At 72.3% G+C, this 12,426-nt stretch carries 10 protein-coding genes and 1 pseudogene; 8 read left to right on the forward strand and 3 right to left on the reverse strand.

Translation table 11 applies throughout. The features are described from left to right. Positions 1-228 precede the first annotated feature (228 nt). On the reverse strand, positions 229-2,025 hold the full coding sequence (locus ACFYYF_RS23925) for an AMP-dependent synthetase/ligase (protein ID WP_388778914.1): 1,797 nt from the start codon (positions 2,023-2,025) through the stop codon (positions 229-231). A gap of 338 nt (positions 2,026-2,363) precedes the next feature. Between ACFYYF_RS23925 and ACFYYF_RS23930 the strand changes: the two genes are divergently transcribed. From ACFYYF_RS23930 to ACFYYF_RS23955, 6 genes are all read left to right on the forward strand, one after another. Continuing rightward, positions 2,364-3,119: a metallophosphoesterase gene (locus ACFYYF_RS23930; protein WP_388779207.1), complete on the forward strand. Its 756-nt coding sequence runs from the start codon at positions 2,364-2,366 to the stop codon at positions 3,117-3,119. 124 nt (positions 3,120-3,243) lie between these two features. Further along, positions 3,244-3,684 (forward strand): SRPBCC family protein, encoded by a 441-nt coding sequence (locus ACFYYF_RS23935; protein ID WP_103552094.1) that lies wholly within the window; start codon positions 3,244-3,246, stop codon positions 3,682-3,684. Positions 3,685-4,496: 812 nt separating this feature from the next. Continuing rightward, entirely contained in the window at positions 4,497-5,666 is a 1,170-nt protein-coding gene (locus tag ACFYYF_RS23940; RefSeq protein ID WP_365491968.1) for an ArsA-related P-loop ATPase, read from the forward strand. A 91-nt stretch (positions 5,667-5,757) separates the two neighbouring features. Next, positions 5,758-6,258 carry a DUF5304 domain-containing protein gene (locus tag ACFYYF_RS23945; RefSeq protein ID WP_361686069.1) on the forward strand — a complete coding sequence of 167 codons (501 nt, stop codon included), beginning with the start codon at positions 5,758-5,760 and terminating at the stop codon, positions 6,256-6,258. Positions 6,259-6,312: 54 nt separating this feature from the next. Next, the gene (locus ACFYYF_RS23950) at positions 6,313-7,266 is read left to right on the forward strand and encodes an ROK family glucokinase (protein WP_361686071.1); all 954 of its coding nucleotides are present in this window, start codon (positions 6,313-6,315) and stop codon (positions 7,264-7,266) included. 288 nt (positions 7,267-7,554) lie between these two features. After that, on the forward strand, positions 7,555-8,322 hold the full coding sequence (locus ACFYYF_RS23955; RefSeq protein WP_388778919.1) for an endonuclease/exonuclease/phosphatase family protein: 768 nt from the start codon (positions 7,555-7,557) through the stop codon (positions 8,320-8,322). A 95-nt stretch (positions 8,323-8,417) separates the two neighbouring features. Here the strand turns inward: ACFYYF_RS23955 and ACFYYF_RS23960 are convergent, their stop codons facing one another. Both ACFYYF_RS23960 and ACFYYF_RS23965 read right to left on the reverse strand, forming a co-directional pair. After that, positions 8,418-9,191: a hypothetical protein gene (locus ACFYYF_RS23960; protein WP_388778921.1), complete on the reverse strand. Its 774-nt coding sequence runs from the start codon at positions 9,189-9,191 to the stop codon at positions 8,418-8,420. Next, positions 9,184-9,993, reverse strand: a complete 810-nt coding sequence (locus ACFYYF_RS23965) for an alpha/beta hydrolase (protein WP_388778924.1) — start codon at positions 9,991-9,993, stop codon at positions 9,184-9,186. The genes ACFYYF_RS23960 and ACFYYF_RS23965 overlap by 8 nt, the downstream gene beginning before the upstream one ends. A gap of 159 nt (positions 9,994-10,152) precedes the next feature. Here ACFYYF_RS23965 and ACFYYF_RS23970 point away from each other — a divergent pair. Next, positions 10,153-10,950 (forward strand): annotated as a pseudogene (locus ACFYYF_RS23970) (lysophospholipid acyltransferase family protein); the annotation flags it as partial. Positions 10,951-11,184: 234 nt separating this feature from the next. Beyond that, entirely contained in the window at positions 11,185-12,408 is a 1,224-nt protein-coding gene (macS, locus tag ACFYYF_RS23975) for a MacS family sensor histidine kinase (RefSeq protein WP_388778927.1), read from the forward strand. Positions 12,409-12,426: the final 18 nt, after the last annotated feature.

Here is a 12,426-nt window from a genome sequence, read left to right on the forward strand (position 1 = left end):
GCGCCCTGGCGGGCGCCCGTCAGGGCGGGCGTTCAGGGGCGCGGGGAACTGCGCGAGCAACCACGACGTGCCTGATGCCCGGAGTGGGCCCTGCCCCCGCGGCGGGAGCCGGAACCTCGACCGGCAGAACCGGGCCAACGCCCTCGGGGACGGAAACGGCTCGGCCCCCTCAAGTGGAGGGGGCTGAGCCGTTGTCTCGGGCCGGGGTGGGAATCGGTCGCCCGGGCGTCAGCCCCGATAGATGGCCTCGATCTCGTTCGCGTAATCCTTGGCCACCACATTCCGCTTCAGCTTCAGCGACGGCGTCAGGTGCCCCGACTCCTCGGTGAACTGGTGCGCCAGGATCCGGAACTTGCGGACCGACTCCGCCTTGGACACCGCGGCGTTGCCGTCGTCGATGGCGTCCTGGATGGCGGCCATCAGGTCGGCGTCCTCGCGCAGCGAAGCCGCCGTGGACCCGGCCGGCTTCCCGTGCTCCGCGGCCCAGCGGCCCAGGAACTCCTCGTCGACCGTGACCAGCGCGCCCACGAACGGACGCCCGTCGCCGACCACCATGCACTCCGCGACCAGCGCGTGCGCACGGATGCGGTCCTCAATGACGGCCGGGGCGACGTTCTTGCCGCCCGCGGTGACGATGATCTCCTTCTTGCGGCCGGTGATCCGGAGGTAACCGTCCTCGTCGAGGGTGCCGATGTCACCGGTGTGGAACCAGCCGTCGGCCAGCGCCTCGGCGGTCGCGGCCTCGTTGTTCCAGTACTCCTTGAACAGGTGCTCGCCGTGCAGCAGCACCTCGCCGTCGTCGGCGATACGGATGACCGAGCCGGGCAGAGGCTGGCCGACCGTACCGATCTTCGTACGGTCCCAGGGGTTGAAGGCCGTGGCCGCGCAGGACTCCGTGAGGCCGTAGCCCTCCAGGACCGTGAAACCGATACCGCGGAAGAAGTGGCCGAGCCGCTCGCCCAGCGGGGCACCGCCCGAGATCGCGTACTCGCCGCGACCGCCGAGCACCGCGCGCAGCTTGCTGTAGACGAGCTTGTCGAACGTCTTGTACTTGATCTTCAGACCGAGCGACGGACCCGAGGGGGTGTCCAGCGCGCGGCTGTACGCGATCGCCGTGTCCGCGGCCTTGTCGAAGATCTTGCCCTTGCCGTCCGCCTGGGCCTTGGCGCGCGCCGAGTTGTAGACCTTCTCGAAGACGCGCGGCACGCCGAGGATCAGCGTCGGCCGGAACGCGGCCAGCTCGTCCGTGAGGTTCTTGATGTCCGGGACACAGCCCAGCTTGATCGGCGCCATCATCGGCGCGACCTGCACGAGCCGCCCGAAGACGTGCGCGAGCGGGAGGAACAGCAGGACGGAACACTCACCGGTGCGGAACAGCGGGCGCAGCCGTTCCACGATGTTGCCGCACTCCGCGAAGAAGGCGCGGTGGGTCAGGACGCAGCCCTTGGGGCGGCCGGTCGTCCCGGAGGTGTAGACGATGGTCGCCGGGTCGTCCGCCTTGGCGAGCGAGCTGCGCTCCTCGACGGTCGCGTCGCTGACGTCCGCGCCCAGGCGCCCCAGCTCCTCGACACCGCCGGCCTCTATCTGCCAGACGTGCTCGAGGGCGGGCAGCCCGTCGCGCACCGACTCCACGGAGGCCGCGTGCGCGGGCAGCTCCACGATGCAGGCCCGCGCGCCCGAGTCGCCGAGGATCCACTGCACCTGCTCGGGGGAGCTGGTCTCGTACACCGGCACGGTGACGGCGCCGGCGCTCCAGATCGCGAAGTCGAGCAGCGTCCACTCGTAGCGGGTACGGGACATCAGGCCGACCCGGTCACCGGGCCGCACGCCCGAGGCGATCAGGCCCTTGGCGGCGGCGCGCACCTCGGCGAGGAAGGTGGTGGCGCTGACGTCCGTCCACGTGCCGCCCACCTTGCGGGCGATCACGGCTACGTCGGGATGCTGCGCGGCGTTTCTGCGGACGATGTCCGTGAGATTTCCGTCCGCAGGGACCTCGTACAAAGCCGGAAGGCTGAACTCGCGCAAGACTGCTGCTCCTCATAGGGCGCCGACGCCACGACTCTGTGTGATGCGACGGTGCGGTCCAAGGCTCGGGCAAGTACTCAAGAGATCACTTGTTGAAATCCTGAGTACGACTGGACTGCCCGGACGTTACCCGCCGGTATGGCCTCTTCGACAGGGGGTCCCGGCGAGATGTTCCATGCGTCACACGTGGTGGCGTTCCTGCGCGCACAGTAGTCCACGCCCTTCCGGGCATGCCAGTAATCGCAGGTCCGGCCGCCTCTGTTCACGTTTGCCACACCCGCCTACGCTTGATCGTCATGGCATCCACACCCGTCGGCCGTCCGAGGACGCGTATTCATGTGGTCAGTGACGTGCACGGCAACGCCCGCGACCTGGCCCGGGCCGGTGACGGCGCCGACGCCCTGATCTGCCTCGGTGACCTGGTCCTCTTCCTCGACTACGCCGACCACGCGCGCGGCATCTTCCCGGACCTCTTCGGTGTCGAGAACGCCGACCGCATCGTCGAGCTGCGCACCGCCCGCCGCTTCGCGGAGGCGCGCGCGTTCGGCGCCCGGCTGTGGGCGGGCGTCGGCAGCGACCGGGCCGCGGTGATCGAGAAGGCGGTGCGCAAGCAGTACGCCGAGATGTTCGCCGCCTTCCCGAATCCGACGTACGCGACCTACGGCAATGTCGACATGCCGACCCTGTGGCCGGAGTACGCCGGACCGGGCGTCACCGTCCTCGACGGCGAGCGGGTCGAGATCGGCGGCCGCGTGTTCGGATTCGTCGGCGGGGGACTGCGGACACCGATGCGGACGCCGTACGAGATCAGTGACGAGGAGTACGCGGCCAAGATCGAGGCCGTCGGCGAGGTCGACGTGCTGTGCACGCACATTCCGCCGGAGGTGCCGGAGCTCGTCTACGACACCGTGGCGCGCCGTTTCGAGCGCGGCTCGCGCGCTCTCCTGGACGCGATCCGGCGCACGCGCCCCCGGTACGCGCTCTTCGGCCACGTCCACCAGCCGCTCGCCCGGCGGATGCGCGTGGGGGCGACGGAATGCGTGAATGTGGGGCACTTCGCGGGGTCGGGCCGCCCCTGGGTGCTGGAGTGGTGACGCCGCGACGGCGCTGAAGGCCAGGTGGGGTGACGGCGCCCGCGGCCGTGCGCGGTAGCCTTCACGCTGCACACACGTGCGCACCACCCTCCCTCACCGGACCGCATCTGGAGGAGCCACCGCGATGGCGGAACACACCAGTTCGAGCATCACGATCGAGGCGGCACCGGCTGACGTCATGGCGGTGATCGCCGACTTCGCCCGGTACCCGGACTGGACGGGTGAGGTGAAGGAGGCGGAGGTTCTCAAGTCGGACGAGCTCGGCCGTGCCGAGCAGGTCCGTCTGGTCATGGACGCCGGGGCCATCAAGGACGACCAGACGCTGGGTTACACCTGGACCGGGGACCACGAGGTCTCCTGGACCCTGGTCAAGTCCCAGATGCTCCGGTCGCTGGACGGCTCGTACCTTCTCAAGCCCGCGGGCGAGGGGGCGACCGAGGTCACCTACCGGCTGACCGTCGACGTCAAGATCCCCATGCTCGGCATGATCAAGCGCAAGGCCGAGAAGGTCATCATCGACCGGGCCCTGGCCGGCCTCAAGAAGCGCGTAGAGGAAACCGCCTAGTCCCCCAGGGGGGCCCACCCTCACCCCCGGCCCGCTCGTCCCCGGCACCACCCCCCGCCCGGGGTCCCGGCGGCCCCCGCACCCCCATCCTCGCCCCCTCCGCCCCTACCCATCCCACCCTGGGGCTCCGCCCCGGTCCCCGCTCCTCAAACGCCGGAGGGGCTGGGATGTTGCCCGGCACCCGAGAGGCGACCCCTGGGGCTCCGCCCCAGACCCCGCTCCTCAAACGCCGGAGGGGCTGAAATCTGGTCCCGCGCTCAAGGGGTGACCGCGTGGGGATCCGCCCCGGAGGGGCTGGATTCTCCCGGCCGGGGCTGGAACCTTCGCCAGCGGGGGCTGGAACTTGCCCAGTCGGGGCTGGAACCTTTGCTGGCCAGGGCTGGAACTTTTGCCGGCGGGGGATGAGTGTTGCCCCGCGCCCGAAACGTCGCCCGTGCGGACGGATCTCGCACCCGCAGTCGGGATCCGGGCGCCCGGAACGTTGCCTGTGCGGATGGATCTCGCACCCGCAGTCGGGATCCGGCGTGAGGGGACGTGCCGGTACATCGATGGCCGTCGCCACTAACGGTCACTTCTCTGCCCGACAGCGGCGGCCTGATGCACCGGCGCGGCCCCGACCCACCCACCGGACCGATCCCGAACCGCCGAGGCCGGCGGGCGGTTCTGCCGGCACGCCCCCGACCCGTCACCGGACGGGGCCCGACCTCCCGAGGCCGACGGGCGGCTGTGCCGACGCGGCCTCGGCCCGTCCACCCACCTGAGCGGTGGTCCCGGGAACCGGCGAGGTCGGCGCAGCGGTAGCGTTCAGCCCCATGCGCACCATCCTGATCACCGGCCAAGGCGGCACAGGCCGTACCACCGTCGCCGCGGCCACCGCGCTGCAGGCCGCCCGCGAGGGCACCCGCACCCTGGTGCTCACCGCGGACCGCACCGACACGCTCGGCGCCGCCCTCGGCGTCCCCACCGGCCCCGACCCCGTGGAAGCCGCCCCCGGCCTCACCGCCTGGCGCCCCGACGCCGCCGCCCGCTTCCGCGACGACCTCACCGCCTTCCAGCGCCGCGCGACCACGGCCCTCGACCTCCTCGGCGCCTCCCGCCTGGACGCCGAGGAGGTCACCCCGCTCCCCGGCGCCGAGGAACTGGCCCTCCTGCGCGCCCTGCGCGACGCCGCACTGTCGGAGACGTACGGCCTGCTCGTCGTGGACCTGCCCCCGGCCCCCCAGGCCCTCGCCCTCCTCGCCCTGCCCGAGGAACTGCGCCGCTACCTGCGCCGTCTGCTCCCGCCGGAGCGCCAGGCGGCCCGTGCCCTGCGCCCGGTCCTCGGGCGGCTCGCGGGCGTTCCGATGCCCGCCGAGTGGCTGTACGAGACCGCGGGGCGCTGGGACATCGAGCTGGCCGCCGTGCAGGCGGTGGTCGAGGACCGCGCCACGACCGTACGGCTGGTCGCCGAACCCGGACCCGCCGGCACGGACGCCGTCCGCACCGCCGCCACCGCGCTCGCCCTGCGCGGACTGCCCGTCGACACCCTCGTCGCCAACCGGGTCCTGCCCGGCGCCACCAACGACGCCTGGCTGGGAGCCCTCGCGGCGCAGCAGCGCAAGGCCCTGGACGAGTGGCGCGAGACGTACGCGGTCCACGAGGTCCCGCACCGCGGCCACGACCCGCGCGGCACGGACGACCTCGCCGCGCTTCCCGTCCCCGGCGTCAACACCGCACCCACCCCGGTCGAGTGGCCCGTCACCGACCGTCTCGCCGACGACGGCGTGCTCGTGTGGCACATTCCGCTGCCCGGCGCGATACGCGACGAACTCGACCTCATCCGGCGCGGCGACGAACTCGTCGTGTCCGTCGGCCAGTTCCGCAGGATCGTCCCGCTCCCCTCCGCGCTCCGCCGCTGCACGGTGGCCGGAGCGGCGCTCCGCGAGGGCGAGCTGCGCGTCCGCTTCACGCCGGACCCCGGGCTGTGGCCGCGCGAGAAGTGAGGGAGCCCCGATCCGGGGCACCGGCACGGTGAACGGGATACCCCCGTTCGGGTAACGTCGAGAGCAAGGAAACGTAGGCAGGAGTCCCGCCATGAGCGAAGAGCGCCCACCGTCCGACGCCGCTCAGGAGGATACGGGCGACGAGGTGCGTGTCGACGAGGTACGCGTCGAGGAAGCGCACGCCACCGACGACGACGCCTGGGCGACGGCCTGCGCCGAGGACCTCGCCGAGGAGAAGGCCCGCCGCCGCGCCCAGCAGGGCCCGCCGCCCGGCTCGGCCGCCGAGGAACTGCGCAAACTCGTCGACGCCGTCGCCGACAAGCTCTCCGGACTCCAGTCGCCGCTGTTCGGCGCGGTCGCCTCCGGCACCGCCCAGCAGATGGTCAGCCAGGTCGTGCAGCAGGCCAAGGCCGCCGTGGAACCGGTGCTGGAGCGCAACCCCGAGGTCTTCGACCATCTCGCCGCCGCCGGCTCGGAACTGCTCGCCGCGTACCGCTCGGCCGTCGAGAACCAGGAGCGTCGCTGGACCACTCGGGACACGGCTTCCCGCGACGACGAGTCCGGTCCGGGCGAACACATCGACTTGGACTAATCGCCCCTCGGGTACGGTTGGCCGTAGCGGGGCTCGACCGAAACTGAGGGATTCATGGGACTCACCATCGGCGTCGACATCGGCGGCACGAAGATCGCGGCCGGTGTGGTCGACGAGGAAGGCAATATCCTCTCGACCCACAAGGTGCCGACCCCGGGCACGCCGCAGGCCATCGTGGACGCCATCGCCTCGGCCGTGGAGGGCGCACGGGCCGGGCACGACATCGTCGGTGTCGGCATCGGTGCCGCCGGATATGTGAACCGCCAGCGCTCGACGGTCTACTTCGCCCCGAACATCGACTGGCGCAACGAACCGCTCAAGGCCGAGGTCGAGCGGCGTGTGGGCCTTCCGGTCGTCGTGGAGAACGACGCGAACGCGGCCGCCTGGGGCGAGTACAAGTTCGGCGCGGGCAAGGGCCACCGCAACGTCATCTGCATCACCCTGGGCACGGGCCTCGGCGGCGGCATCATCATCGGCAACAAGCTGCGCCGCGGCCACTTCGGTGTGGCCGCGGAATTCGGTCACATCCGGATGGTGCCGGACGGCCTGCTGTGCGGCTGCGGCTCGCAGGGCTGCTGGGAGCAGTACGCCTCCGGGCGCGCGCTCGTCCGGTACGCCAAGCAGCGCGCCAACGCGACCCCGGAGGCGGCGGAGGTCCTCCTGGGGCTCGGCGACGGCACGCCGGACGGCATCGAGGGCAAGCACATCTCCATGGCGGCCCGGCAGGGCGACCCCGTCGCGGTGGACTCCTACCGTGAGCTGGCCCGCTGGGCCGGCGCGGGTCTGGCCGACCTGGCCTCGCTCTTCGACCCGTCCGCGTTCATCGTCGGCGGCGGTCTGTCGGACGAGGGCGAGCTGGTCCTCGACCCGATCCGCAAGTCGTACAAGCGCTGGCTGGTCGGCGGCAACTGGCGTCCGGTCGCCGATGTGATCGCCGCGCAGCTCGGCAACAAGGCGGGTCTCGTCGGAGCGGCGGACCTGGCCCGGGAGCCCGACCCGATCATGTAGATCCCACCCGTACCGCACGCCAGCGCCCGCCGCCCCCGCACAGGTCGGCGGGCGCAGCTGTGTTCTCTCCCCCGGCAGACCCCGGGCAGACCCCCGGCAGACCCCCGGCGTCTGCCGCACCCCACCCCCCTCCAGGGCCGCCGCTGCACACCCTCGCCTCCATCTCACCCGATCGAGGGGCTCTCCGGCGCGTCCGGAACGCCGTTCCACCTGCGGGGTGCCGACCGAGGGTGAGCCATGTGCCGCTTCGGCCCGTTCCGGGGGCTTCGGGCGCGTATCTTGATCGCCATGCCGACCAGGTCCTCCGCCAGTCCGCTGCCCGAGTCCCGCACCGAAGCCGACGGCTCGGCCGTCATCCGTGTGCTCAGCTACAACATCCGCTCGATGCGCGACGACACCGACGCGCTCGCCCGGGTGATCAGCGCCTGCGCACCGGACCTCGTCCTGGTCCAGGAGGCGCCCCGCTTCTTCCGCTGGCGCAAGAAGCTGGCACGGCTCGCGGCCGCCTCCGATCTCGTCATCCTGTCGGGAGGCGCCACCGCCTCCGGGCCCGCGCTGCTGTGCACGCTGCGGGCCACCGTGGAACGCACCGAGGACGTCCTGCTCCCGCTCACCCCCGGGCAGCACCGCCGGGGCTTCGCCACGGCGGTCGTGCGGTTCGGGGGCGCCCGGCTCGGCGTGCTGAGCTGCCATCTCTCGCTCCAGAAGGACGAGCGCCAGGAGCAGGGCGGCATGCTCCTCGACCGTCTCGCCGGCCTCGGCACCCCACACGCCGTCGCGGGCGGAGATCTCAACGAGGGCCCGGGAGGGCCGACGTTCCGCCGACTGGCGGGCGCGCTCCAGGACGGCTGGGCGACCCGGCCGTGGGGTGGGGAGCACACCTGGACGTTCGCGGGGCCCCATCGGCGTATCGACGCCGTCTTCGCCACGCCCGGGATCGAGGTCCTCGGCTGCGGGGTGCCGCTGGGCCTGACCGGCGTGAGCGAAACGGACCTGAGGGCGGCCACGGACCACCTGCCCGTACTGGCCGCCCTCAGAGTGCCCGCCTCCCTCTAGGAAACGGACCGAAATCCTTCACCGCGGCCGCGACACCGGCTGCCGCCAGGGCCGGAACCCACCGCGCCCGCACCCATCCGCCGTACCCGGCGCGGTCAGACCACCGCGCCGCGCCCCGGGTCCTCGTGGTCCTCGTCGTCGTCCTTCATGCGCGTCACCAGGGTGGCGAAGCCGCCGAGGAAACCGCCGATGCCGAGGGTGGTGAGCCACCAGGTCATGTCCCAGCCGAACAGGACGGCCAGCAGCAGCACGGCGGGGCCGCCGAGCACGCCGAGCCAGGCGAACTTGGCGGTCGTGTCCGCGGCCGGCAGCGGAGGCGGCTCGGGCGGCACGAAGTGGCCCTCGTCGTCCCCGTCGAAGTCGTCCTCGGACGGCTCGGGCGCGCTGTAGTCCCGCGGGCCGCCGACACCGGGCGCGAACGAGATGGAACTGCCGAGCGGCTTCACGGCGGAGGGCCCGTCGCCGGAGGCTTCCGGCGACGACCCGGCTTCCGGAGCCGGGGTGCCGCCGTCCTCGCCGGCGCCGTCCCCGGCACCGCCGTCGGTCCCGGAGTCCGTGTCCGGCCCGGGCTCGGGGAGCGCCAGGTCCTCGATCGACCGGAACGGCCGCGAGCCGGGCGGGTCCGGCGGCTCCTCGCCGTATCCCTCGACGATCGACTTCCAGGCGGCCTCCTCGTCGAAGGGCACGCTCTGCTCGTCGCCCCCGGACGTCCCGCGGGCGTCACCGGACGATTCGCCGAGCGGGTCCCCGGCCCCCGCCGACCCGGTGAGCGCGTCGCCGGGCCCCTCGCCGCGAGCCCCGTCGAGCGGCTCGCCCACGGGCACGCCCTTCTCCTCGGAGTCGCCGCGGTCCGCGTCGTGCTCAGTCACCGGCTGCCGTCCCTTCCTGCGATCCCACCCGACCGGCGTCGGCCTCCTTGCCGGCACCGGGCGCGATCCGGGTGACGAAGGAGTGGCTCTCCTCGAAGATCCGGTCCGCGTCGTGGTCCAACGTCGCGACGTGGTAACTCTGTTCCAGCACGATCTCCGTCACGTCCGTGGAGGACACCCGCGCGAGGATGCGCGCCGAGTCGGCGGGGGAGACCACATGGTCCTGGAGGCTGTGCAGCAGCAGGAGCGGCTGGGTGACCTGCGGCAGCTCCGCGTCCACGACCGCGCACAGCCGGCGCATCGAATGCGCGGCGTGCAGCGGCACCCGGCCGTAGCCGATCTCCTCGGAGCCCTCCTTCGCGATGTCGCTCGCGATGCCCTTCGTCGACGGAACCAGGTGCCTGAGGACCGGCAGTAGGCGCGCGGCGGTGCCGTGCACCTTGTTCAGCGGATTGACGACCACGACGCCGTCGATCTCGTCGCCGTGCTTGGCCGCGAGCCGCAGGGCCAGCGCGCCGCCCATCGAGAGCCCGAAGACGAAGACGCGCGAGCAGGTCGCGCGCAGCGCGCGCAGTTCGCGGTCGACCTCTGCGTACCAGTCCTGCCAGCCCGTGAGCTGCATGTCCTCCCAGCGGGTGCCGTGCCCGGGCAACAGCGGCAGCGCGACGGTCAGACCGCGGTCGGCGAGATGTTCAGCCCAGGGACGCAGTGACTGCGGGGAGCCGGTGAAACCGTGGCAGAGAAGGACGCCGACCTCTCCGCCGTCGTGGCGGAACGGCTCGGCTCCAGGAAGGACCGGCACCTCGGTCTCCTGTTCATGAGTTGGGCGGAAAACGACTCCGGGTGTGCTTCACCGTACGCGACCGTACTGACACCGACCAGGGTCGTCGGGTCCTTCGACGGTGCTCCGGGTTAAGGTCTGATCTACGACACAGGAGGCACGCGGGTGATCTACGGCGCAATGAAGTTTTCCATCGGAGGGCCGCTGAAGCTCGCCTTCAGGCCCTGGGTGGAAGGCCTCGAGAACATCCCCGCCGAGGGCCCGGCGATCCTGGCGAGCAATCACCTCTCGTTCTCGGACTCGTTCTTCCTGCCGGCGGTCCTGGAACGCAAGGTGACCTTCATCGCGAAGGCCGAGTACTTCACCACCCCGGGCATCAAGGGCCGGATGACGGCCGCCTTCTTCAAGGGCGTCGGCCAGCTCCCCGTGGACCGTTCCGGCGCGCGCGGCGCGGGCGAGGCGGCCATCAAGAGCGGCATCGACGTGATCGAGCGCGGTGAGCTGTTCGGCATCTACCCGGAGGGCACGCGTTCGCCCGACGGCCGCCTCTACCGCGGCAAGCCCGGCGGCCTCGCGCGCGTGGCCCTCGCCACCGGCGCGCCCGTCATCCCGGTGGCGATGATCGACACCGAGAAGATCCAGCCGCCGGGCAAGCTGATGCCCAAGCTGATGCGTCCGGGCATCCGCATCGGCAAGCCGCTGGACTTCAGCCGGTACCACGGCATGGAGCACGACCGGTTCGTGCTCCGCGCGGTGACCGACGAGGTCATGTACGAGATCATGAAGCTGTCCGGCCAGGAGTACGTCGACATGTACGCGACGGCCGCGAAGCGGCAGATCGCGGATGCGGCGAAGGCGGAGAAGGAAGCCGAGAAGGCGGCCAGGGCGGCGCTCGCCCAGGCCGAGAAGCAGGCGGCCAGGGAACAGGCCGAGGCACAGGCCGAGCAGCAGTCGGCCCAGCAGCAGTCGGCCCAGCGGGAGTCGGCGGAGCAGGAGCCGGCGGGAGAGCGGCCGGGGGAGCAGGCCGCTTCCGGGGAGCCGGCCGTGCCCGACGGGCAGGACGCCGCCGAGGCGCAGACCGCGGCACCGAGCGCGGAACAGGCCGGTCCGCCGGCCGGTTCGGGGGACGGGGGAGAGACCGGGGCCGCCGACAGGCAACGGTCCGGCTCCCAGGAGCGTCCGTAGGGACGTCGGCAGGGTGGGGTGGGGGGCATGGCCAAGCGCGAGAGAGTCATGAGGATGTCGGTCGAGCAGCCGCTGTGGCGTGCCCTGACCGGCTACCGGGTACTGACCGTGCTGTACGCGATCGGGCTCTTCGCCACCGCGTACGACAAGTTCGACCGTCCGTGGGTGGCCGTCGCGTTCTTCGCGTTCCTGCTCGTCTGGACGCTGGCCACGCTCCCCAGGGTCTCCGGCGCGGCCAACTGCACCAAGCGGTTCCTCGCCGCCGACCTCACCGTCGCGCTGACCGGCATCCTGCTCACCCGCGTCGCGGACTCCGCCTCGCGCATCGACGCGGGCGGCCCGACGCTGCCGTCGATCTGGACGGCCGGCGCCGTGCTGGCCTTCGCCATCAAGGGCGGCTGGCGGTGGGCGGCCTTCGCCTCCACGCTCGTCGCCGCGGCCAACATCGTCGAGCGCGGCTCCCCGACCCGGGACACCGTGCACAACGTGATCCTCGTCTGGGTCGCCTCCATCGCCATCGGCTACGTCGTCGAGGTCGCCCGCGCCTCCGAGCGCACCCTCGCCCGTGCCCTGGAGATCGAGGCGGCCACCCGCGAGCGGGAACGGCTCGCCCGGGACATCCACGACGGTGTGCTCCAGGTCCTCGCCATGGTGCAGCGGCGCGGCAGCGCGCTCGGCGGCGAGGCCGCGGAGCTCGGCCGGATGGCCGGCGAGCAGGAGGCCGCGCTGCGCACGCTCGTGTCGGGCGGGCTCGTGCCCGTCTCCCGGGTGTCGCAGGACGCCGCGCTCGGCGCGCTGGTGCTCGCCGTCGACGAACCCGACGACGAGGAACCCGCAGGTCCCCTCGACCTGCGGGTTCTGCTCGCCCCGTACGCCACCGCGCGCGTGACGCTCTCCGAGCCCGGCGCGCCGGTGCCGCTCGCCCCGCCGGCCGCGCGGGAGGTGGCGGCGGCGGTGGGCGCCGCCCTGGACAATGTCCGCAGGCACGTGGGCGAGGACGCCCGCGCCTGGATCCTGGTCGAGGACGAGCCGGACGCCGTGATCGTGACGGTCCGCGACGAGGGCCCCGGCATTCCGGAGGGGCGGCTCGCCCAGGCCGAGGACGAGGGGCGGCTCGGAGTGGCGCTCTCGATCCGCGGCAGGCTGCGCGAGCTGGGCGGCACGGCCGAACTGATCTCCGTACCCGGACAGGGCACCGAGGTCGAGCTGAAGGTACCGAAGGACGCGCGGGGGAAGGCGAAGACGCGATGACGAAGGCGACGGTAGGAC

The sequence above is a fragment of the Streptomyces sp. NPDC001914 genome, assembly GCF_042891215.1.
In the GTDB taxonomy this organism is placed as follows: Bacteria; Actinomycetota; Actinomycetes; order Streptomycetales; family Streptomycetaceae; genus Streptomyces.

Excerpts from the sequence above, each read along its gene's own strand:
- macS (WP_388778927.1), top strand. The coding sequence starts at position 11,185 with ATGGCCAAGCGCGAGAGAGTCATGAGGATGTCGGTCGAGCAGCCGCTG.
- ACFYYF_RS23945 (WP_361686069.1), top strand. The coding sequence starts at position 5,758 with ATGAGCGAAGAGCGCCCACCGTCCGACGCCGCTCAGGAGGATACGGGC.
- ACFYYF_RS23955 (WP_388778919.1), top strand. The coding sequence starts at position 7,555 with ATGCCGACCAGGTCCTCCGCCAGTCCGCTGCCCGAGTCCCGCACCGAA.
- ACFYYF_RS23940 (WP_365491968.1), top strand. The coding sequence starts at position 4,497 with ATGCGCACCATCCTGATCACCGGCCAAGGCGGCACAGGCCGTACCACC.
- ACFYYF_RS23950 (WP_361686071.1), top strand. The coding sequence starts at position 6,313 with ATGGGACTCACCATCGGCGTCGACATCGGCGGCACGAAGATCGCGGCC.
- ACFYYF_RS23935 (WP_103552094.1), top strand. The coding sequence starts at position 3,244 with ATGGCGGAACACACCAGTTCGAGCATCACGATCGAGGCGGCACCGGCT.